We start from the raw sequence: 22592 nt of genomic DNA on the forward strand, positions 1-22592 counted from the left end.
ACCGGCCATGTTGTTTTACGTTAGTGATGTTTTACATCAGAACTTCACGTTAACGCCTACCCACAGGTTACGCGCGCGGTCTTTGATGTTGTAGTCATCGAGGAATACGACTTCACTTACCACACCACGACCGGTGAGATACTCGTAACTGCCGTCACCATTCAAATCGTTGTATTCGGTGGTGTAAGACGTGAAATCTTCGTCCAGCAGGTTGTTGATACGGGCATTAACCGACACGTATTCAGTAATACGGTAACGGGCACCCAGCGTCATCAGCTGATAGTTTTTGTAGTACAGCGGCTTATCCAGCGTACTGTCCCAGCCACGGTAGCGGTCTGAACGGATTTGCGACTGCAGATAAACACTGAAATCTTCGGTCATATCCCAGTTTACGGTAATATTCGCCATGTGCTCTGCAGTGTTGGTCAGAGGCTGACCGGCTTCAGGGCCACTTTTCTGTTCGCTGTCAGTCCAGGTATAGTTGGCGGTAACGAACCACTCCGGGCTGATTTGAACGCGGCCGGCCATTTCTATACCTTGCAAATCAACTTTATCAATGTTGATTTTCTGGCTGTAAGTCTGATAACCCAGCTGGTCGTAATCACCTAAGTTAACACAAGGGCGCACGCCGCCGGTGACTTCACAGCTGTAAACCGTATCACCACGGGCGATCTTGTCTTCAAACTTCGTGTTGAAGTAAGTCAGGTTGAAGTTGTGGCCAGCATCGCTGTTCCAGTAAACGGCAATTTCACTGTTTACACTGGTTTCAGGTTGTAAGTCAGGGTTACCTGCGAACGGAGACGTACCCTGGCCACCGAAACCGGTGATACCGTCGTACAGGTCAGTGGTATTCGGCGTTTTATAACCAGTGCTCACACCACCTTTAACTGTCCAGTTATCATTGAAGGTGTAAACCGCATAAATACGCGGAGAAACCTGGCTGCCAAAGACGTCATGCTCGTCATATCGGGCACCGGCTGTCAGTGTCAGATAGTCATTCGGGCTCCAGTTGTCTTCAGCAAACAACGACCACATTTTCTGTTCCTGAACACCACCGGCATTGCTGTCTTCCAGGCCGAATACGCCGTCCAGCAGTTCACCGTCGATCGCCTGACCACCAAGCACAATGTTGTGGTCGCCCATAACACCTGTCACAGGAATATCGACGCGCACATCAAGCGTATACTGGCTGCTTTCCAGCGGACGCTTCGGACGCGGCAGGAAAGTATCTTCCGCCAGAGCTTTACGCTCTTCTTCTGTCATGCCTTCGTAAGCACCTGTACCGTCATACATTTCCTGCAGTAATAAACGTTCTGCCACGCTCAACGGTAACGTACGGCCATCGTTTGTCGTGTCTACGTGAGACAAGGCCACCATTGATGAGAAGCCGTCAAACTGGCCCTGGTGAGTAACCGACCACCACTCACGGTTGAACTCCTGATCCGCCGCGTAACCGGCGCGGGGATTAACCACACCACGGCGGTCTGCCCAGATAGACTCAATGTTATCTTTGGTACCCAGCGGGTAAGAAATTTCACCGGTATCGATGTTGTAAGTAGGGGTGTTGTCGTAGGTTTGATTCGAGTTGTCGTAATCAAACTTGAAGCTTTGGTTTTCAAACGGCGTGAAGAAAAGCGTAAAGCCAAACTGCTCGCTGTCGCTGTCTACGGTTTTACCGCCGCTGCCGAAGCCCAGTTCACGGATATGGATATCGCCGTTGGGGTCCACGTCAGGTGCGAATTCAGGGTTGGATGCCTGACGCTCATACATGCTGCCCCGTACACCCAGTGTCAGCAAATCTTTGATCAGCGGGCCTTGTGCAAAAAAGTCAGTGGTGATGTCGTCACCGAACTGGTCATCAGTCTGAATGCTGCGGCCAAAGTTGATAGAACCTGTCCAGTCTTCAAAGCGTTTTTTGGTGATGACGTTAATTACGCCGCCCAGTGCGTCGGCACCGTAAAGAGTAGAAGCCGGACCACGGATCACTTCGATCCGCTCAATTGCTTCCATTGGCGGTACGTGTCCGAACGCGTTACCGCCAAAGTTATTCGGGTAGATATCACCGTGGTTGTTCATACGAACGCCGTCAATCAACAGCAGCGTATATTCGCCGGTAAGACCACGCATACTGACCGTACCCTGGCCAGTTTTGTCGCGGGTAGTTCCGATATCGATACCTTCCTGAAATTGCACGGCATCCAGCAGCGTAATGAACTGACGGGACTGCAAGTCTTCCTGAGAAATAACGGAAATACTGGCAGGTGCTTCTGTCAGTTTTTGTTCAAAGCCGGTCGCTGAAATAACAATGTGTTCGATATCGCTGCCGTCCGGTGTTGCCGGCGCTTCATCCTGTGCAAAAGAAGCGGTATGAAAAAAAGAGGCAATGATGGCAGAGGCGAGCATGGTGTAACGTGTTTTCACAGTTCCAGGTTTCATTGAGTCATATCCCGATTGGCGGTAAATAAATAATCCGTAATATAAAAATCGGGACGGAGTCTACCAAAGTGATTATCTAAATGCGAAACATTATTATTCGCCTTTAGTCTAGTATTTTTACGTATCTTTGCGTTTCTTTGCTTTCAATGTTGTGTATTGAATGAAAAAAGCGCAATTTTGTTGCTCTCATGCTGAATGGGGATTTCATTAAAATAGTCTAATGAATTGAAAGGTAGTGGATGTGAACGCTTTGCAGTGAAAGGCTTTTAGTGAAAGACTTTATCCGGCAAAAATTACCGTCAGGAGGCAGATAAGCGTAGATTGAGGAAGATAAACAGGCGCTCAGGGTATCACCGCAAGCGCCTGTGATAAGGCCGGGTTATTGCTTAGATGCTTCCCGGGCCGCTTTAAAGTCGGACTCACCGGTCCATTCCGGCCAGTCGCCGTTATTCGCCAGTTGCGCCATAATTTGACCAATCAGATCCAAATCCTGCTCTACGCCACCTAAATCCCATTCGGGCAGGTAGTCGTCAGCAGCTTTGTGATAGCGCTGTGCAATAAACGACGGGTCAGTGTCTCCCAGACTCATAAACAGGTAAGACGGAATGCCCTGTTTTGCCGCTGCAAAGTGATCTGAACGGAAGAACAAACCATTTTGCGGACGGGGATCCGGTTTCACGAAACGGCCCTGTGATTTGGCTACTTTCGCCACATAATCTTCCAGTTCAGACAACCCTTCGCCGTACTGAAGAATATAGTCGGTGGCTTTATTCACGTTCATGCCGTCAATGTTCAGAAAGGCCACAATATTTTCAGCAGGCACCGGCGGATTCAGTGAAAAGTGCTCAGCCCCAATCAGGCCGGTTTCTTCGGCAGTAAACGCGCCGAACATCATGGTTCTGGCATTGGGACGCTTCTCGCTCATTCCTTTCATTACGCGGGCCAGGCTCAATACGCCGGCAACACCTGAAGCATTGTCTACGGCACCGTTTAAGATCACTTCCTTGCCATTTTCAGTGCCTTTTCCTAAACCATCCCAATGTGCGTGCAGAGCAACCCACTCATCCGGTGCATTGTGCCCTGGCAGGATACCGGCAACATTCTGCGATTCCGCCATTTCGAATGTGCTGTGCAGTTTAAGCGTGGCTTTAGCATTTAAATCTACGGCTTTGAAACCCGGTGCAGAGGCTTTTTCTTTCATTTCCCGGTAGTTAAGTCCCGCTGCTTCAAATACTTTTTGTGCAGCGCGCAGATGCATCCAGCCCATCACACCCACTTTTGACTGGTTATTGTTGTCATCAATTAATGAGTATTTGGTGGTGGTGCCGCCAGCCTGCACAACTCCCCAGCCATAACCTGCCGGCATGGTTTCATGAACAATAAATACGGCTTCAGCACCCTGACGGGCAGCCTCTTCGTATTTGTATGTCCAGCGGCCATAGTAGGTCATGGCATTACCGTTGAAGAAGTCTTTGCGTTGTGAGGCGAAACCGGGGTCATTGACCAGCACGATAACGGTTTTGCCTTTTACATCAACGTCTGCGTAGTCATTCCAGTGGTATTCCGGTGCGTTAATACCGTATCCCACAAATACAACGTCGTCATTCAGTGTGATATCTGCAGATATCCGCTCGGTACGGGCCACAAACTCAGTCCCGTTTTCGAAAGCCTGATCGCCGATGGTCAGTGTCATTTCCTGGTCTGCACTGATTTTCGCCAGCGGAACCTTCTGAATGTAACTGTCGCCGAATGCCGGAGCCAGCCCGATATTCTTAAACTGTGTGACCAGATAGTCGATGGTTTTCTGCTCACCGGCAGAAAGCGGTGCGCGGCCTTCAAAGGCATCGCTGGCCAGAATTTTTACATCTTCACGATATTTATTCAGATTCACCGCTTCACCCACAGGTGAAACCGGTGTTGCGGCAAAAGCGCCGGTGGCAGTAAGAAGTGCACTGCCGAAAAAGAGCTGTTTTAACATGATTCCCGGAAATATTGTCTTTATAAGAGGAGACCAACACTACGCAAATCCCCTGTTTTGTACAAGCAGGAACAGGCTAACGGAGCAATGGTATAGACAAATGCTTATTTATTCCGTCAGCAGACTCTCTGCTTCCGCCATCATCAATGTGGCTTTCACCGCTGCCTGCCAGCGGGCTTTACGTTTTACTCTTAAGGCATTGTCCGCCGCAGGCGTAAATGCAGAATCGCAGGGATTCATACCTGCAAATGCCTGTAAATCTGATTGCCACCCGGCTTGCAGGGCGGCCAGAAATGCTGCACCCAGTGCGGTGGTCTCCATGATTTCAGGCCGGTTCACCGGAATGTCCAGCGTGTCGGCAAGAAACTGACAGAACCAGCTGTTTTGTACCATGCCACCATCCACGTTTATTGCCGTCGTGCATATGCCGTCACTGTGTATCGCGTCAACCAGATCCTGTGTCTGGTAAGCCACGGATTCCAGCGTAGCGCGAACAATATGGGCATCGGTGGAACCACGGGTTAAACCGTAAATCGCGCCCCGCGCCATCGGCTCCCAGTAAGGTGCGCCCAGGCCGGTAAACGCCGGTACCACAACAACCTCATGGTCATCTTCTACCTGACTGGCCAGTGCTTCTGAGTCTGCCGCATGCTTAAGAATACAGAGACTGTCCCGAAGCCATTGCACCGCCGCGCCAGCCACAAAGATTGACCCTTCCATGGCATAACAGGCTTTACCGTTAATGGTGTAGGCTACGGTAGTCAGTAAATTCTGGCCGGAAAATACCGGTGAGTCGCCTGAATTCACCAGCGCGAAACATCCGGTGCCGAAGGTTGTTTTTGCTTCTCCGGCCTGAAAACACCCCTGACCAATCAACGCAGCCTGCTGATCGCCTGCCACGCCGTAAACCGGCACCGCACAGCCGAACTTGCTTTCATCAAGACAGCCAAAATCACCGGCGCAATCTTTTACTTCGGGTAGCATAGAAGCGGGCACACCGAATAAATCCAGTAATTCGTCATCCCAGGTCAGAGTATTGATATCAAAAAGGTTTGTGCGACTGGCGTTGGTGGTATCGGTAAGGTGGTGTTTTCCGCCGGTTAAACGCCAGATAAGGAAGCTGTCTATGGTGCCAAAAGCCAGTTCGCCTTTATCTGCTTTTTGCTGTGCACCCTCCACGTTATCCAGAATCCAGCGGATTTTGGTGGCAGAAAAATAAGGGTCACAGCGAAGGCCCGTGCGCTTATGCAGCCATTCTTCTTTGTCCTTCATTTTATTGCATTGGGATGCTGTGCGCCGGTCCTGCCATACAATGGCCGGATATATCGCTTCTCCGGTTTGTCTGTCCCATACCACGGTAGTTTCCCGCTGATTTACCAGGCCAATACCGGCAACGTGATAGCTTTCCTTGTCACTGAACGTCAGGGCTTCTTTCACAGTATTCAGCGTGGTTTGCCAGATATCTTCCGGATTGTGCTCGACCCAGCCCGGTTTCGGATAATGCTGGGGGTATTCTTCCTGCGCCGTGAAGACCGGTGAAAATTGCCCGTCAAACACGATTGTGCGGGTGGATGTGGTGCCCTGATCAATGGTTAAAATGGCGGGGCGTTGCGGATTATCTGCAGGGGCACTCATGCTACTTTCCTCTTGTTATGTCTGACAGGCTTACGCTGAGCCTTTTCTATAACAATAGCTTACGGATGAGAACGGGAAAGCGATTTTTCTTAACATTTGCGCTTCAGAGAAATGTCGGTATGGTGAGAGACCGGCAGTTTGTTTTTTGGTCTGCAGCCAGCGTGCATCGCCTCATAATGCCAGTGAATAGATATTCGTTTTTTGTGACATAAAATTATGACGATTTTCATAGCACTGACTTACGAGACGATTATAATGGCGCTCCAAAATATGACGAATAATCCACAACTCGCCTTGTCCAGTATCTGAGACAGGGCGTTTGATTTTTTAAGGTGAAAACAATTGGCTGAGTGGAGCATCGAAGAAGCGGAAAAATTGTACGGCGTCTCACGTTGGGGCGGCGGTTACTTTACCATTGGTGACAACGGTAACGTGCATGTTACTCCTGTCCCCTCTGATCCCAGTATTCGAATTGATTTTAAAGCGGTAATTGACGAAATCCGCGAAGAAGGCGTGCAGTTTCCTGTGGTTGTACGATTCCACGATGTGCTGCGTTCGCAGGTTGCGAATTTAAACACTATCTTCCGCAACACCATTGCTGAGGCTGAATATAACGGTGAATACCAGGGCGTTTATCCGGTCAAAGTAAACCAGATGCGCGAAGTGGTAGAAGAAATCGTTGATGCCGGCGAACCTTTCAATTACGGCCTGGAAGCCGGCTCAAAAGCTGAGTTGATCACCGTACTGGCGCTGAATACTAACGAAGATTCACTGACCGTACTGAACGGCTATAAAGACGAAGAGTTCATGAAGCTTGCTCTGCTTGGCCGTAAGCTGGGTCGCCGCATTGTTGTGGTGATTGAGAAGTATTCAGAACTCACGTTGCTGGTTAAAACGGCTAAAGAGCTGAATATCGACCCGATAATCGGTATGCGCTCAAAAATGACCGTTAAAGGCCGGGGCAAGTGGGAAAGCTCCGGTGGTGAAAGAGCCAAATTCGGCCTGACCATCGCTGAAATCTTAAAAGCAGCCCGCTTCCTGCGGGATGAAGGTATGGAGCATTGCTTCAAGCTGCTGCATTTCCATATCGGCAGCCAGTTAACAGACATCCGTTCTGTAAAAGAAGCCATGACCGAAGGCGCACGGATATACGCTGAACTGCACAAGTTAGGATTCCCGCTGGATTATGTTGATGTGGGTGGTGGCCTGGGTATCGATTACGATGGCAGTGCATCAACCAATGAATCATCCCGTAACTACAACATGCAGGAATATGTTTCTGATGTTGTATACGGCATGAAAGAAGTGTGCGACCTGGAAGGCGTGCCGCATCCGAACCTGGTAAGCGAAAGTGGCCGGGCGATTACCGCACACCACAGCTGCGTAATTACTGAAATCGTGGGTGAAATCCGTTCAGATATGGCAGAAGTGGATGTGACTCCGGTAGAAGGTGAGCATGTATTTGTCAGCAATATCCGTGAGCTGTCAGAAACCTTCGATGAACAGAAGAACATGCAGGAAGTGTTTAACGATGCTTCCCAGTGGAAAGAGCAGGCAATGGATGCGTTTAAATTGCGCGTACTGACTCTGGACGAACTGGGTAAAATCGAAACCCTGTACTGGCGCATTATGACGCGCCTGAAGGCTCACTATTCCACTGCGGAGTACGTGCCGGAGGAAATTCAGGGTCTGGATTACAGCTTGTCTTCCCAGTATCTGGCTAACTTCTCAGTATTCCAGTCAGCAGCGGATACGTGGGCTATCGACCAGCTGTTGCCTGTCGTGCCGGTAACACGTATGGACGAGAAGCCGGAGGTTAACTGTTCGCTGGTGGATATTACCTGTGACAGTGACGGTAAGATTGATCAGTTCACGGCAGGCCGTGAAATCACCGATATTCTGCCTATGCATAAGCTGAAGAAAGACGAGCCTTATTACGTTGGTCTGTTCCTGACCGGAGCGTACCAGGACGTAATGGGTGACATGCACAATCTGTTCGGTCGTCTGAACGAAGTGCACATCTTCAGCTACGACGATGATCCGCAAGACTTCTACATTGAGGAAGTGGTGAAAGGATCGTCGGTGCAGGATGTTCTGGAAATCATGCAGTACAACCCCCGCGCCATGGCGTCTGATGTGAAACGTATGATTGACCGTCAGATTTCAAGCGGCAACTTAAACCCCCGTGAAGCGGTGAAATGGACTGACTTCTACGAAAATTGTTTAAGTGGTTATACGTACATGAAAACCCGCTCGTAAACAGCAGGGCATTTTAAGTAGATAAAGAAAAGGCAATGTTCCGGTGAACATTGCCTTTTTTGTGAGTGTTGTTTTTCCGGGTTACTGGCCGGCTGCCGGTCTGGTTTCTTCTGCCTGTGCGAGCGCTCTCTTCTCATCAGCCTGTTCAAAATACCGGTCCCAGAATTCCGCCGTGGTGGAATTAATCATGTTGGACTCGGCGTTCATCAGCATCACATAGCCGGCTTTGTATTCCGGTGAGAACGCCACATCAGCGCGGTAACCTTTTACCCAGCCACTGTGGTAGTTCAGGCGTTTGCCGTCAAAATCGTAAATTCGCCAGCCTTTTCCGTACCATGCGCTGTTAAGGTGCTCCCGCCAGCCGCGACGGTAAACTTCACGTGTGGTTTTCACCACCGGCGTGGTAATTTCTTCAATCAGCTCCGGCGGCACAACAGTGGGAAATTCCCCCAGCATAGCCTGCAGATAGATGGTCATGTCTTTAATGCTGGCGTTAACACCTGCTGCCGGTGCGAACCGGTAGTAATTGCTTTCAACCATGCCCTCACGCCACTTATCGCGGGCAATGGCAATGTGCGGTCTGGCCCAGCTTTCTGATGCCATGAGTGCAGCTTTGCCGGCACTGGCCGTTTTCATTCCAAGGGGAATAAACACCTGTTCATCCAACTGGCGGTGATAAGACGTATTTTGCATTCCGAGATAATAGGCAATCGCTCCGAACATGGCGTTCTGATAGGTATAGCAGGCACCCGGAGCACACAACGGGTCGAGAATGGCGAGCTGTTGCAGTACCCGCTCCAGTGAATAGTCGGCCTCTATTAAATTATCATAGGCATTGGGCATAAAGCCGCTGGACTGACTGACAATGTGCTGTAGTTGCAGCGTATCCATGCCCTGACCGGTGAACGGAATATCCGGTACCAGTTCGCTTACCGGCATGTCCCAGCGCATTTTCCCCTGCTGTACCAGCTTTGCAGTGAGCAGGGCGGTAAAAGACTTGGATACTGATGCGAGCCGGAATACCGTATCGCCGTCAATCATCTCACCGTTTTTCTTTGTGCGGCCGAACACGTATACTTTGGGCGTTTCCCCTTGCTGATAATACACAAAGGCATAGCCCGGCACGTTGTATTTAATTGCTTCCCGCTTCACATAGCGGGCGTAGTCGTCCAGCCAGGCTTCATTTGCAGCCACGGCGACAACACATGAACACGCCAGCATCAATGCCATGCATGCGCGGATAAACAATTTTGACAGGCCTGTAGACAAGTAAAACTCCGTCGTTTTATATGACAATTTCGTTCCGTGAAACTGTGCTATTATTTGCGCAGTATTATGCGTACGGGCAAAGATTTTATCAACTTTGACAAAATACCCTGCCACAGTTTGCGCGCTTTGACCCCATGGATTATGTTTAAAAGATAACCCATGCCCTGATGCCCGGTGCCGTGTTTATGCAGTTTAAAACCTTCGCGCTTACCTTAGCCGCTTATCTGTCATTGATTACCTGCGGCGTGCAGGCGAAAAACCTGACCATCGTCGACCCGGCTGGCAAGCCGGTGGTCAATGCCGTGGTCAGTGTGACTTCTGACAGCACTCCTTCAGCCGGCACAGCGGTCATGGATCAGGTCGACAAACAGTTTGTCCCTCACGTGCTGGCCGTAGCTGCTGGTACGTCTGTTACGTTTCCAAACAGCGACAATATCCGCCACCATGTATACAGCTTTTCACAGGCGAAACCTTTCGAAATTAAGCTGTATAGCGGGTTGTCAGCGGATCCTGTGGAATTTGATAAACCCGGTATCGTCGCGCTGGGATGCAATATTCATGACCAGATGATTGGGTACGTCTATGTTTATGAAAATGCCCGGGTATTTATCACTGGAAACGATGGCAGTGTTGTGATCCCCGACGGCGTTCAGTCCGTCACGCTATGGCACCCGGAACTGGATATTGTGCAAAGCCGGCAGGAAACGGTCAGTCTGGATGAGTCTGCCGGAAGTGAAAGCATTACTCTGACACTTAAAGCTGCCATTCCGGCTGAGCCTGTGAAAAAGTCACGCACTTTCGGTAGTAAGAAGTTCGGAAACTGATGATGAGATCGTTGTCTCTGCGGCACAGCCTGTTTCGCATTCTGCTTGGCAGCACCGTGCTGACCGCAGGGCTAATTCTGCTATCCGTCTGGAATGCCACTGACGACCTGGTTCAGCAGAATCTGGAAAAAGAACTCGCCATCGACACTAACATTTTGCAGCACATTGTTGAGGAACGCACCAAAGCCCTTTACGCATCAACCAAAGCGTTATCCACGGCCTATGAATTCAGAGCCGCATTTGCCAGTTACGATCCGCCCACCATCAACAGCGCCCTGCAGACTATGGATGCCAGACAGGATTTTGATTTTCTGGTGATGCTGAATCTTCAGGATGAAACGATTACTTCCTTTCCGGACGATATTCTGGTGTCAGGTGACCGCTCCTTTGGCGAACGTTACCGCAATATAGACCCGGGTGAAATAACCCGTGATTACGTGTTTATGAATGACACCTTGTACCACGCCGTGGTAGCGCCGGTGGCGGCACCCAGAGTTATCGGATATCTGGGGGCGGCGTTTGCACTGGACGACAATTTTCTCGCCCTGTTAAGCGAGGTGGTGCAGGCCGAAGTGATCATTACTTCCGATGACAACAGTGCCCGTGTGCTGAACAGCAGCCTTCCCCATGATTTTGCGGCAAGGCTTATCGTGCGCAGCGACCGGGAAATTAACTGGTTCCGGATCATGGCGCAGGATGAAAGCCTGTATGAAGTCAGAGAACTGGAATTGCCGGGGATCGACCATATCCCTGTCAAAATACGTATCGCGCTGGATGTCAGTGAGCAGTACCTGAGTGTGCTGGATCTGCAAACGGTGGTGATTATTATTGCTCTGGGCATTATTGTGTTGTCGCTGGCTATTTCGATGGTTTTAGCCAAGCGGGTCAGCACGCCGGTAAACCAGCTGGTGACTGCTGTTAATGAGATAGCAGAGGGCCATTATCAGGAGCCGGTAAAGTCGGACGACAGAGTGTCAGAAATCGGCGAACTTGCCCGTGCATTTAACACCATGCAAGCCCGTATCCGTTCACGGGAAGATCACATTCTGTTCCAGGCTCAGCACGACATGTTGTCCGGGCTCTATAACCGGCATTTTGTTGAAGAAAAGCTCAACCAGCGCCTGGATGCCGGCGAGACACTGCAAATCCTTGGTATCAATATTATGGGGATCCGTACCATCAACGATTTGTATGGTTATACCACCGGAGACTTCTGCATAAAAACCATGGCGCAGAGAACTCTGTCATGGCCCGGCATGGCGGCCAGACTCGCCGGCGGTGATTTTCTCTTCGTCCCCGACGTGCCGCTGGATGAAACTGCTATCGATGCCTTTCGTCAGCAACTGGAAGCGCCGGTGGAGTTCGACGGTCTGGTGATCCCCATGAAAGTCTTTTTTGCTCATTTAAGTTGCCCGTCAGACGGAGATACCACCGAAGAGGTCTTCAGGAAAATTAATATCCTGTCGGATGAAAGCAAGCAACATGATCACTGGCTCATTGCATTTAAAGAAGAAATGCAAACCAAGTATCTGCGCCGGCTCACTATCATCACCGAACTGAAAAAGGTGCTTACCGGCGACCAGACAGAGCTGTCCATGGTTTATCAACCCAAAGTCCATTTACAAACTAACCGGGTGTGCAGCGTGGAAGCACTCATCCGCTGGAACAGTGCAAGTTTGGGATTTGTGCCCCCGGATGAATTTATCGGCATCGCCGAACAGGCCGGTCTGATTGAGCAGGTGACCACCTGGGTACTGGACCGCACTTTAGACGACCTTGCGGGATTCCGGCAGCAGGGCTATGTTTTTTCTGTGGCGATTAATTTATCTACTCAGGATATTCAGCGCCCTGAGTTGATGCGTAGTCTGGCTGAAAAGATTGCCGCCAAAGGGCTTACTCCTTCTGATGTGGAACTGGAAATTACAGAAAGTGATCTGGTGGAAGATGCAGCACTGGCAATCAGGAATCTGAATACACTTAAAGCCATGGGTTTTCATTTTGCTATTGATGATTTCGGCACAGGATATTCATCATTGGCTTATTTAAAAACCTTACCGGTGCAGACTATCAAAATTGATAAAAGCTTCGTGCTCAAACTGGCCAGCGACGACAGCGATCAGCAAATTGTGCGTACCGTGCTGAATCTGGCAGCGGTGTTTCATCTTTGTGTGGTGGCAGAAGGGGTAGAGGATGAACGTTCACTGCAAATTTTAAAAGATGGTGGCTGTGACATTGCACAGGGCTACTTCATCAGCCGGCCACTGACTGTACCCGCCATGTACGAATGGCTGGGTTCCACGCACTATGGTATGCAACGAACGGAGACAACATGACATTGCTGCAACGGGTTTGTGTTTTGTTATTGAGTGTGTCACTGCCGGCGCTGGCCGGTTCCGGCAAACTCACCGGTACTGCCGGTCTGAATCAGGTTGAGGGCAGCGGCGGGGGCGGTATTGTGCCCTGGGCCACCTTGTCCGGCTACGACACCGACAGCGAAGTGTCAGTCAATGCCTTTCTCACCCGCGTGAATCTGGACGATTACCGTTTGCAGGTTGCCGGTGCCAGTGTGTCACTGTATGACCGCGTTGAGTTATCTGTTGCCAGGCAAACCTTCGACCTGACCACCATCGGCGGAGATATTTCGCAGAACATCTACGGCGCAAAAGTCAGGCTGTGGGGAGACGTGGTGTATTCTGATTTACCGCAAATCAGTGCCGGTGTGCAGTTCAAAGAATTGCAGGATGATGCTATTGCCTACGCCCTCGGCAGTGCTGACAACAGTGGTACCGACTTCTATGTGTCGGCAACGAAAGTGCACCTTGGTGCTGTGGCGGGTTATAACCTGGTGTGGAATCTCACCGCCAGAATGACAAATGCGAACCAGATGGGGTTGCTGGGCTTCGGTCACACAGCGGATGACGACTATGAAGTGATGATGGAAGGTTCGGTAGGGGTGCTGCTTAACCGCCATGTTGCTGTGGGGGCCGAATACCGGCAGAAACCGGATAACCTGGGATTGGGAGAAGAAGACTGGTGGGACGTATTCGTTACCTATATTCCTTCTAAATCTTTCAATCTCACCCTGGCATGGGCTGAACTTGGCAGTATCGCCGGCGCACCGGATCAGAATGGCATTTACTTATCTCTCGGAGGCCAGTTATGGTGAAGTTGCTAACCGGTATTTTTTTCCTGCTCCTTTTAAACGGATGCGCCAGTCACAATCAGACACTGTATTCAGAGCTTGGCGGGAAACAGAAAGTCGAGGAGATCGTAAATAACTTCGTGACTGAGATTGAGTATGACCCCGTTATTCTTCCTTATTTCGAAGGCAGTGATATAGACCGCTTCCGTGCCAAGCTGGAAGAGCAGATTTGTATGGTCAGCGGCGGTGGTTGCAGTTACACCGGTGACACCATGGAACAGGTTCATGCCGGTATGAACATTACCGAAACCCATTTCAATCACACCGTTGATTTGCTGATTAACGCTATGGACAAATCCGGCGTCCCTCACCCCCTGCAAAACCGTCTGCTGGCTGAACTGGCAAAGATGCGTGGTCAGATGCTATACCGCTGAGTTGTAAACCCGGCGCCACACTGTTTATCAGTGAGTGCCGGTTTCGTCGCACCCGATTGATGAAAATACTATACACTGCCTGCTATTGAAGATAATGGCAGGAGCACCGGCTTTGACCGCCTCACCGATACAATCCGAAGATACTGAACGTTTCCGTCAGGCCCGCCTGTCACGGGACAGCCGCTTTGACGGCCAGTTTTTTGTGGCGGTGAAATCCACCGGTATTTTCTGCCGCCCGGTATGTCCTGCGCGGCTGCCTAAAGAAGAAAATGTTGATTACTATTACCACGCCGCACAGGCAATGCACGCCGGATTCCGCCCCTGTTTACGCTGTCGCCCCGACAGTGCGCCTTTATCGGGTGCATGGAATGGTGTGAATACGACCGTAAAACGTGCAGAAACCCTGCTGAGTGCCATTCCCCCGCAACCGGTAACGACAATTGCTGAACGGCTGGGTATTTCAGAACGTTACCTGCGCAAACTCATCAGTTCACGGCTTGGCATGCCACCGGCACAGTGGCAAAAATATCAGCAACTACTGTTCGCTAAACGGCTGTTACAGCAGTCTGATATGTCTGTGGAGTCTGTTGCCGCTGCCGCCGGTTTTGGTTCTGCCAGACGCTTGCAGGCTGCTATGAAACAAACCTGGTCTTTGTCACCCGGCCAGATACGGGGAAGCAAAGTGTCAGGCCGGGATGTCACGCCGGTAATCAAGGTTATGTTGTATTATCGTCCGCCTTACAACTGGGAGCATGTTCAGCATTTTCTTTCCGGCCGTGCCATAGCCGGTACGGAATCGGTGACTGATAACACTTACCGGCGGGTATTCAGCGGCCCTGATGGCAAAGGAACCGTGGTGGCAGAGCATCAGCCGCAGCACTCTGCCTTTGCTGTTACGCTGGTCACTGATTTTCTGCAGGGAGCCAGAGCCGTTCTGGATAACCTCAGCCGTGTACTGGATTTACATGCCGATCCTCACCTGATTAATCAGGCGCTGACAGCGGCCGGGATCCCGCCAGGCGATATTGTTCAGGGATTACGGCTGCCAGGCGTGTGGAGTGAGTTCGAAGCCGGTTGCCGGGCAGTTCTGGGGCAGCAGGTATCAGTTAAAGCAGCAGTCAACAACGTGGCACTACTGGTGAACGAGCTTGGAGAGACTGCCGGAGAAGGCAGAGCATTTCCTTTACCGCAAGCGGTAGCCAGTAGCGAGCTTGCTTTTTTGCGGATGCCCGGTGGCCGAAAGCAGGCGCTGCGTAATCTGGCCGGCTTTTATGCTCGGGAGGACCGCTTAACCGGCGCTCAGGGTGATAAGGAAAGTACCTTACTGGCATTGAAAGGGATTGGTCCCTGGACCATTGACTATTTGATGATGCGGGGCGTGAGTGATCCCGACCGCTATCTGAGTGGTGATCTGATTGTCCGTAAGGTGGCAGACAAGCTCAATCCCGAACCGCAAAAAGCAGCGCCCTGGCGCAGCTACCTGACGTTACAACTTTGGCACATGGCCGATCAGCTAAAACAGGAAAAACCGGATGTATAATGAAACCCGGATGTATATTGAATCAGTACACAGCCCTTGCGGAGTGGTAGAGGTTATAGCCAGCGAAAAGGGGATAACCGCTATCCGCTTCACAGAGTCTGACGACATTGCAGAAACACCGTCTGCAATGACATCGCAGGCTTGTGCCCAGTTACAGGAATACTTTGCCGGCAAACGGACAACCTTTGATTTACCCCTTGCCGCAGCCGGTACCGCCTTTCAGCAACAGGTCTGGCAAGCATTACTCAACATCCCCTATGGCAAAACCTGCAGCTACGGTGATATTGCCAGAGCAATCGGAAATCCCAAAGGTGTGAGAGCTGTGGGGCTGGCGAATGGCAAAAACCCGCTGGCCATCGTTGTGCCCTGCCATCGTGTGATAGGTGCCAACGGTAAACTTACCGGCTATGCCGGCGGACTGAACAGAAAACAACAACTATTAGCTTTAGAAGGAGCGCTGTAACGCATGTCAGCCAGAGATACGTTCGCCCTGGTAATACTGGGGGCGATTTGGGGTGGTTCATTTATCTTTATGCGGGTGGCTGCACCTGAGTTCGGTGTATTTGCGCTGGTGGAAGTCAGAACCGTAATGGCAACGCTGATCATGTTACCGTTTTTGCTGGCCGCAGGAGGATGGCGGGATATCCGGGCTCACGGCTGGAAAATTGCTTTTATCGGCTTGACCAATACGGCAATACCTTTCGTGCTGTTCAACTATAGCAGCCTGTACCTGGAAGCCGGAATCAATGCCATTTTGAATGCCACAGCGCCTATGTTCGGTGCTCTGGTGGCACTGTTGTGGCTGGGAGATAAATTGCGCCTGTCTTCTCTGGCCGGACTGCTCACCGGATTTATCGGCGTGGTGGTATTAAGCGCACATAAAACCGGCAGCGGTGACGTAAGTATTGTGCCAATTCTGGCTGCCTGTTCCGCTACTGCCTGCTACGGTGTGGCAGCCTGCGCCATGAAAAAATGGTTAAGCGGTGTGCGTCCCCTGGTCGTTGCCACCGGCAGTCAGATATGGGCATCCCTCTTCCTGCTACCGTTTTCCCTGGCAACTCTGCCCGAAGCCATGCCATCTGCCATTGCCTGGGTGAATGCGCTGGCACTGGCAGCAGGCGGTACCGGCATTGCGTACCTGCTGTATTTCCATCTCATCGCCAGTGCCGGTCCGGCTAAAGCCATATCCGTCGGCTACCTGGTCCCTTTATTCGGCATCATCTGGGGGATATTATTCCTCAACGAAACCCTGTCCCTGCAAACCATGACGGGTGGTGTGCTTATACTCTTCGGGGTTGCGTTGACTACCGGGGTGGCAGGACGGCTGGTCCGGAACGGGAAAAAACAGTCTGCGGCAGAACGCCCCTGAGCGGGGCGTTTCTTTTTTAACTGATTAACTGCTTACACACGCGGTTACTGCCGTCGCGCCGGGCCTGATATAAGGCATCCTCTGCGTTGGCCGTTAATTCGTTCAGCGGCTTACTGGATGCCGAGAAGGACACGCCAAATGAACCGGTCAGCTGGATTTGCGGTTGCATGTCGCTGGTGTCCATACTGGCAATGCCCGAACGTAAGGATTCAGCAATATCCATGGCTTCGTGGGGGCCAGTTTCCGGTAGCAGTATAATAAACTCTTCGCTGCTCCAGCGGCCCAGAATATCTTTTGTGCGGATACTGGTCAGCAGATGGCCTGACACTTTGTCCAGCACCTCATCTCCGGTATTGCGGCCGTAGGTATCGTTGATTGTCGGGAAGTTATCCACGCCCACTATGATGACGCTGACAGATGAGTGATTGTCGAGGAGGGTACGGTACTCCGCCTCCATTTTCTGACGATCCGGCAGGCGCTGAGTATTACGAATGACCATATCCGGCTGCATGTCTTTTCGGAAATAATACAGCAGGTGATAAATCATTAAAAACAGTGAGAACACCACAACCAGCAGGGTCACTACGCTGATGACAAATGCTTGTGAAATATCTGCCTGGCGTTTATTCAGCGGGCTCAGCAGGAACACGGTCCAGTTGAACTGGTTGAGTTTAACCTCTGCAATCAGATACTCCTGCTGATTGATTGTCACCAGCCGGTTATTCAATGCACGCTGATCTTTTACATCAACAGGCAGACTGGCGTACCAGGTCAGTTCATTCAGGTTGGTAAAATCGGAATATTCAGCCATCAGGTTGGCATCTGACGACAACATAATATCGCCTTTTTCATCCACAAACAGAAAGTCGTAGCCATACTGCTGTTTGTAGGAATCGAAGATGCTGATGAAGCTTTTCAGGCTTTTCCCTACACCGAAGAAGCCGAGGAACTCTTTCTTCTCGTTGTAAATTTTAATATCGATATAAAAATGGGTGTCTTCCCACTTACCGATATCCGCCACACGGTCTTCCGGACGTTCTTTATATTTGAAATACCAGCTTACTTCACCTTTCACCAGAGGAATGGTGGAGCCGTCTGAGTTGTACTGCATGCGGGCTTTTTCGCTGGCGATAAAGAAGTACAGGCCGAACTCTTCCTCCAGGCGGGAGAGCGCTGTGAAAATGTCTTCTTCGTTCACCTGATCTTTATCCATCAGTTCTACCAGTTCACGTGAATGGCCCAGAGCCTCAGACACATGAAGGGGTTTAAGTAACTGATTAACGATAAGAGAAATTGCGGGCGACAACGATTGCTGTTGCGCACGGCTTTGTTCCGCCACAATTTTATTTACACTGAAGTGAACGAGCGTCACGATGGCTATCACCACCACTGCAAATAACAGTAAAATACTGCGGTGAAGTGTCCTGAACGTTTTCACAGACTACCTGCTCTCCCTGGCCTGTTTCTGTATAGATAGATGACTAAGATATGAGCGCGCAGTATACCTTTTCACCAATGAAACTACTACCCGGATTCGTCGATTCCGGGCCGCCCGATACTAAAGAATAACGCTTCCCCTGCGAAAATAACTGACGATGTCGCTGACTTGTCACCTGCATGTGGTTACACTAGGCCGTCAATTTTTATGTGCAGCATTGTTTTAAGGATAATCCATGGCTTTTTCTGTAGTCGTCCTCGCCGCCGGTAAAGGCACCCGTATGAAGTCCTCATTACCTAAAGTCCTCCATCCTGTGGGTGGGATCCCGATGGTTCAGCGTATAATTAATACGGTTGAGGCGCTTAATGCCAGTGCTGTGCATCTGGTTTACGGACATGGCGGCGATCAGCTTCAGGCAGCGGTAACGGGTAACAATCTGAACTGGTGTCTGCAGGCAGATCAACTGGGTACAGGTCATGCGGTTCAGCAGGCTGTGCCTTATATCAAAGACGACGAAGATGTGCTGGTGCTGGTAGGTGATGCGCCATTAATTCAGAAAGCGACGCTGGAGCGGCTGGCTGCGGTGAAAGCAGAATGCGATCTTGCCTTGCTGACCGTTGAACTCGACGATCCTACTGGTATGGGGCGTATTGTTCGCGAGAACAACAATATCACTGCGATTGTTGAGCACAAAGATGCCACTGATGCTCAGCGTGAAATTAAAGAAATCAATACCGGCATGATGATGATGGCTGGCAGTGATTTAAAACGCTGGCTGGGCAATCTGAGCAACAATAATGCTCAGGGCGAATATTATCTTACAGACGTTATTGCCATGGCAGCAGCGGAAGGCAAACAAATTCAGTCTGCCCAACCGGATGCTGTTGAGGAAGTGGAAGGCGTAAATAACCGTGCACAACTGGCAGCACTTGAAAGAGCCTTACAGGCCCGTCAGGCACATGCGCTGATGATGGATGGTGTAACGCTGGCGGATCCTGCACGTGTCGATATTCGCGGCGAAGTGATTACCGGCAATGATGTGGCGGTAGATGTTAACGTAATTTTTGAAGGCAAGGTAACGCTTGGCAGCAACGTAAAAATCGGTGCAAATTGTATTTTACGGAATTGTTCGGTCGCTGACGGTGCGGTAATTGAAGCTAATTCAATCATTGAAGAAGCGGAAGTAGGTGAGCATTGTACTGTAGGGCCTTACGGCCGTTTACGCCCGGGCGCAGTGATGAAAGCTAACGCCAAAGTAGGTAACTTTGTGGAAATGAAGAAAGCCGTGTTAGGAGAAGGTGCGAAAGCTAATCACCTGACTTACCTTGGCGATGCTGAAGTGGGAGCCGGTGCGAATATCGGTGCAGGTACGATTACCTGCAACTACGACGGGGTTAATAAATCCAAAACGATCATCGGTGAAAATGCTTTTATCGGCTCTAATTCAGCGCTGGTGGCGCCGGTTACGATTGGCGAGGGAGCGACGGTAGGTGCCGGTTCAACCATCACGTCAAACGTAGAAGATAAGGCGCTGGCAATTGCACGCAGTAAACAACGGGTGATTGCTAACTGGCCGAGACCGGTCAAAAAGTAAGTGCTTACTGAACTGGCAGGCTGATATTTATAGTATCTCACGCCTGCCAGGTCATTACATCGCCGTAATCATTCCAATGTAGCCAGCGTATTCGACATTTCCTCGTGAATGTCAGTACGCATTTTGGCAAGACGGATAGCGTAATCCCGCAGATAAATATCCCGTTCCGTTTCCGGTTTCCATTCCGGGACCGGAGCCGGCTTTCCGTTTTCATCAACGGCCACCATAATTACAATACAGTGTGTCGTCTTCGCATTATCCTGTTCTTTGGGATCTCTGGCACTGACATCAATTGAAAGATGCATTGATGTGGTACCGGTATAGATAATCTTCGCTGTGACTTCTACCAGGCTGCCTACAAGGATAGGTTTTACAAACCGGATCCCGCCGACATAAGCAGTAATACAGTATTTTCCACTCCAGCCTGCTGCGCAGGCGTAGGCCGCAAGGTCAATCCAGCGCATAACTGCGCCACCGTGTACTTTTCCGCCAAAATTCTGATCACCCGGTTCTGCCAGAAAACGCAAAGTTACTTCTCTGCTGCTTGCCATCTACTTCTCCTCAGGACGGTATCAATCCGTCTGCCTGTTCTCTTCTATTTATTAGCTTTTTACTATTGCCTTGTTTTACAACGCTTGTCATCATTTTTTGTTACGTAACTACGGTGTTTATCGATGAAACGCTGTTTACTGTTACCGCCAGCGGGCATTGTGCTTTGTGGCTTCGGGCTGATTAAGGTAAGGTGCTTCCACTGACAGATTCACAGGACTTTTCATGATCCGCACTCTTCTGGTGGGCTTCGGTTTTTCCGCCACTACATTTCATCTCCCTTTTTTAAATCAGTTATCTGAATTTACCTTAAGCGGCGTAGTGTCATCCCGTCCGGACGACGTTGCTGCCGTGTTACCGGGCGTGCCGGTGTATGCCTCAATGGGAAAGGCGTTCGCTGATCAGCGCTTTGACCTGGCTGTTATCACTACTCCGAATAACTATCACGAAGTGCAGAGCCGGCAGGCGCTGATGAACGACTGCCATGTGCTGGTGGAAAAGCCCTTTACCTTGTCCGGTGATGAGGCAGAAGCACTGGTTGCACTGGCAGCGCAGAAACAGAAAAAACTCTGCGTATTTCATAACCGTCGTTTTGACGGTGACTTTCTTACGCTGAAAAAACTGATCAGCGACGGCAGTGTGGGCGACGTTAAGCGTCTGGTTTCCCGGTTTGACCGGTTCCGCCCGCAACCACGGGACCGCTGGCGGGAAAACGCCGGCCCGGGTGCAGGCATCTTCTGGGACTTAGGTCCGCATCTTATCGACCAGGCGCTGCAACTGTTCGGTGTACCGGAACAGATCCACGGTGTTGTTCAGATTGCCCGTGAAGGCGGACAAAGTGACGACAGTTTCGACCTCACTCTGTTTTACAGCAACGTGACAGTACAACTGGGCAGTTCGCCATTTCAGGCCAACCGTACCTTACGTTTTGAATTACAGGGTACGGAAGGAAGTTTCCGGAAATTCGGGTTGGATCCTCAGGAAGATCAGTTAAAGCAAGGGCTCACTTTCGACAACGCGCAATGGGCCCGTGAGCCGGAAGAGGCATTCGGTGAACTGGCTACGGCGCAGGGTGCGAATATTGTTCCTACACTTGCCGGTGAATATGTCACCTTCTACCGCCAGCTGGGTGAAGCTGTCAGAAACGGTGCCAAATTGCCCGCAGACGGGGAGACGGTGATACCGGTGATCAAACTTATCGAACTGGCCATCGAAAGTGCGGAAACGGGCAAAGTCATGCCTGTATACGTAAATATGAAAGAAAATAACTGAAATATCTTGCAAATCGAAACTTTAGGTGCTTTATTGGTTTCATGTCGTAATTTATAAGTTTCGAAATGCAAAAGCGAAAAACCCGCCAACGACGTGATGAAATCGTTGAATGGGTGAATCAGGCCGGCCATGTTCATGTGGATGAGATGGCCGCCAGGTTCAATACCTCACAGGTGACTATCCGTAAAGATCTTGCCGTGCTTGCCGGCGGGAAGCGAGTGCTGCGTGAATTTGGCGGTGCTGCGCCTTTTCCGTCTTCCGGGGCGGATACAGGATCTGACAGCGAAACCTCAGCCACGCCGGCTTCAGCGAAAACAGCCATTGGTCTTAAAGCTGCTTCGCTGGTGACAGACGGCGCGAAAGTGATCCTCGACAGCGGTAACACGACCGCTTCTGTCATGCCTTTTCTTAATCACAAAAAGCTGGTTGTCATGACCAATTCTTTGCGTGCTGCCAACGCATTAACGATCGCAGATAACGAACCCACCGTACTCATGACCGGCGGAACGTGGGATGCACATTCGCAGGCGTTTCAGGGCAACATGGCGGAGAAAATGATCAGTGCCTACAGCTTTGATTTGGCCTTCATCGGTGCGTCCGGGCTGGATGTCGAAAGAGGCAGTACCACGTTTAACGAACTGACCGGGCTTTCCAAAGCCATGGCCGGTGTTGCGGCAAAAGTCGTGGTACTGGCTGAGTCAGAGAAATTTACCTTCCGCATGCCTAACCTTGAACTGGCGTGGGAAGACATTGATGTACTCATAACCGATGAGCACATCAGCGAACCAATTAAACAACAAATTGAACAGCAGGGCGTCACCGTAATGATTGCCCCGGCAAACGGAGAATAACC

17 protein-coding genes are annotated in these 22592 nt (G+C 50.6%); 11 read left to right on the forward strand and 6 right to left on the reverse strand.

Annotation, left to right across the window (positions count from 1 at the left end):
• Positions 1 to 36: 36 nt before the first annotated feature.
• The 3 genes from AC4PME_RS05880 to glpK all read right to left on the reverse strand — a co-directional run bounded on the left by AC4PME_RS05880 (position 37) and on the right by glpK (position 6049).
• Positions 37 to 2436 carry a TonB-dependent receptor domain-containing protein gene (locus AC4PME_RS05880; RefSeq protein WP_491046444.1) on the reverse strand — a complete coding sequence of 800 codons (2400 nt, stop codon included), beginning with the start codon at positions 2434 to 2436 and terminating at the stop codon, positions 37 to 39.
• 379 nt (positions 2437 to 2815) lie between these two features.
• Positions 2816 to 4414 carry a M28 family metallopeptidase gene (locus AC4PME_RS05885; RefSeq protein WP_491046443.1) on the reverse strand — a complete coding sequence of 533 codons (1599 nt, stop codon included), beginning with the start codon at positions 4412 to 4414 and terminating at the stop codon, positions 2816 to 2818.
• Between the two features lie 108 nt (positions 4415 to 4522).
• Complete coding sequence (gene glpK / locus AC4PME_RS05890; protein WP_491046442.1) at positions 4523 to 6049, reverse strand: glycerol kinase GlpK; 1527 nt, start codon at positions 6047 to 6049, stop codon at positions 4523 to 4525.
• A gap of 342 nt (positions 6050 to 6391) precedes the next feature.
• Between glpK and speA the strand changes: the two genes are divergently transcribed.
• The gene (gene speA / locus AC4PME_RS05895; protein WP_119503043.1) at positions 6392 to 8308 is read left to right on the forward strand and encodes a biosynthetic arginine decarboxylase; all 1917 of its coding nucleotides are present in this window, start codon (positions 6392 to 6394) and stop codon (positions 8306 to 8308) included.
• A gap of 81 nt (positions 8309 to 8389) precedes the next feature.
• On the opposite strand, the gene AC4PME_RS05900 is transcribed toward speA, so the two are convergent.
• Positions 8390 to 9538: a serine hydrolase domain-containing protein gene (locus AC4PME_RS05900; protein ID WP_303572587.1), complete on the reverse strand. Its 1149-nt coding sequence runs from the start codon at positions 9536 to 9538 to the stop codon at positions 8390 to 8392.
• Between the two features lie 224 nt (positions 9539 to 9762).
• On the opposite strand from AC4PME_RS05900, the gene AC4PME_RS05905 reads away from it, so the two are divergent.
• The 7 genes from AC4PME_RS05905 to AC4PME_RS05935 all read left to right on the forward strand — a co-directional run bounded on the left by AC4PME_RS05905 (position 9763) and on the right by AC4PME_RS05935 (position 16886).
• Entirely contained in the window at positions 9763 to 10401 is a 639-nt protein-coding gene (locus AC4PME_RS05905; protein ID WP_491046441.1) for a methylamine utilization protein, read from the forward strand.
• Positions 10401 to 12734 (forward strand): putative bifunctional diguanylate cyclase/phosphodiesterase, encoded by a 2334-nt coding sequence (locus AC4PME_RS05910; protein ID WP_491046440.1) that lies wholly within the window; start codon positions 10401 to 10403, stop codon positions 12732 to 12734. The genes AC4PME_RS05905 and AC4PME_RS05910 overlap by 1 nt, the downstream gene beginning before the upstream one ends.
• Positions 12731 to 13567, forward strand: a complete 837-nt coding sequence (locus AC4PME_RS05915; protein WP_491046439.1) for a DUF3034 family protein — start codon at positions 12731 to 12733, stop codon at positions 13565 to 13567. Before AC4PME_RS05910 ends, AC4PME_RS05915 begins: the two co-directional genes overlap by 4 nt.
• Positions 13561 to 13977 (forward strand): group I truncated hemoglobin, encoded by a 417-nt coding sequence (locus AC4PME_RS05920; RefSeq protein WP_491046438.1) that lies wholly within the window; start codon positions 13561 to 13563, stop codon positions 13975 to 13977. Before AC4PME_RS05915 ends, AC4PME_RS05920 begins: the two co-directional genes overlap by 7 nt.
• Before the next feature lie 112 nt (positions 13978 to 14089).
• Positions 14090 to 15517: an Ada metal-binding domain-containing protein gene (locus AC4PME_RS05925; protein WP_491046437.1), complete on the forward strand. Its 1428-nt coding sequence runs from the start codon at positions 14090 to 14092 to the stop codon at positions 15515 to 15517.
• A complete protein-coding gene (locus AC4PME_RS05930) occupies positions 15510 to 15980 on the forward strand; it encodes a methylated-DNA--[protein]-cysteine S-methyltransferase (RefSeq protein WP_491046436.1) in 471 nt (156 codons plus the stop codon). Before AC4PME_RS05925 ends, AC4PME_RS05930 begins: the two co-directional genes overlap by 8 nt.
• A 3-nt stretch (positions 15981 to 15983) precedes the next feature.
• Positions 15984 to 16886 (forward strand): DMT family transporter, encoded by a 903-nt coding sequence (locus AC4PME_RS05935; protein ID WP_491046435.1) that lies wholly within the window; start codon positions 15984 to 15986, stop codon positions 16884 to 16886.
• A gap of 16 nt (positions 16887 to 16902) precedes the next feature.
• Here AC4PME_RS05935 and AC4PME_RS05940 read toward each other — a convergent pair whose 3' ends face one another.
• Positions 16903 to 18324: a sensor domain-containing diguanylate cyclase gene (locus AC4PME_RS05940; RefSeq protein WP_119503011.1), complete on the reverse strand. Its 1422-nt coding sequence runs from the start codon at positions 18322 to 18324 to the stop codon at positions 16903 to 16905.
• A gap of 235 nt (positions 18325 to 18559) precedes the next feature.
• On the opposite strand from AC4PME_RS05940, the gene glmU reads away from it, so the two are divergent.
• Positions 18560 to 19918 (forward strand): bifunctional UDP-N-acetylglucosamine diphosphorylase/glucosamine-1-phosphate N-acetyltransferase GlmU, encoded by a 1359-nt coding sequence (gene glmU, locus AC4PME_RS05945; RefSeq protein ID WP_491046434.1) that lies wholly within the window; start codon positions 18560 to 18562, stop codon positions 19916 to 19918.
• Between the two features lie 68 nt (positions 19919 to 19986).
• Here glmU and AC4PME_RS05950 read toward each other — a convergent pair whose 3' ends face one another.
• Complete coding sequence (locus AC4PME_RS05950) at positions 19987 to 20469, reverse strand: acyl-CoA thioesterase (protein ID WP_119503009.1); 483 nt, start codon at positions 20467 to 20469, stop codon at positions 19987 to 19989.
• A gap of 223 nt (positions 20470 to 20692) precedes the next feature.
• On the opposite strand from AC4PME_RS05950, the gene AC4PME_RS05955 reads away from it, so the two are divergent.
• Both AC4PME_RS05955 and AC4PME_RS05960 read left to right on the forward strand, forming a co-directional pair.
• A complete protein-coding gene (locus AC4PME_RS05955; RefSeq protein ID WP_491046433.1) occupies positions 20693 to 21739 on the forward strand; it encodes a Gfo/Idh/MocA family oxidoreductase in 1047 nt (348 codons plus the stop codon).
• A 65-nt stretch (positions 21740 to 21804) separates the two neighbouring features.
• The gene (locus AC4PME_RS05960) at positions 21805 to 22590 is read left to right on the forward strand and encodes a DeoR/GlpR family DNA-binding transcription regulator (protein WP_491046432.1); all 786 of its coding nucleotides are present in this window, start codon (positions 21805 to 21807) and stop codon (positions 22588 to 22590) included.
• Positions 22591 to 22592: the final 2 nt, after the last annotated feature.

This window comes from Alteromonas sp. (assembly GCF_984505615.1).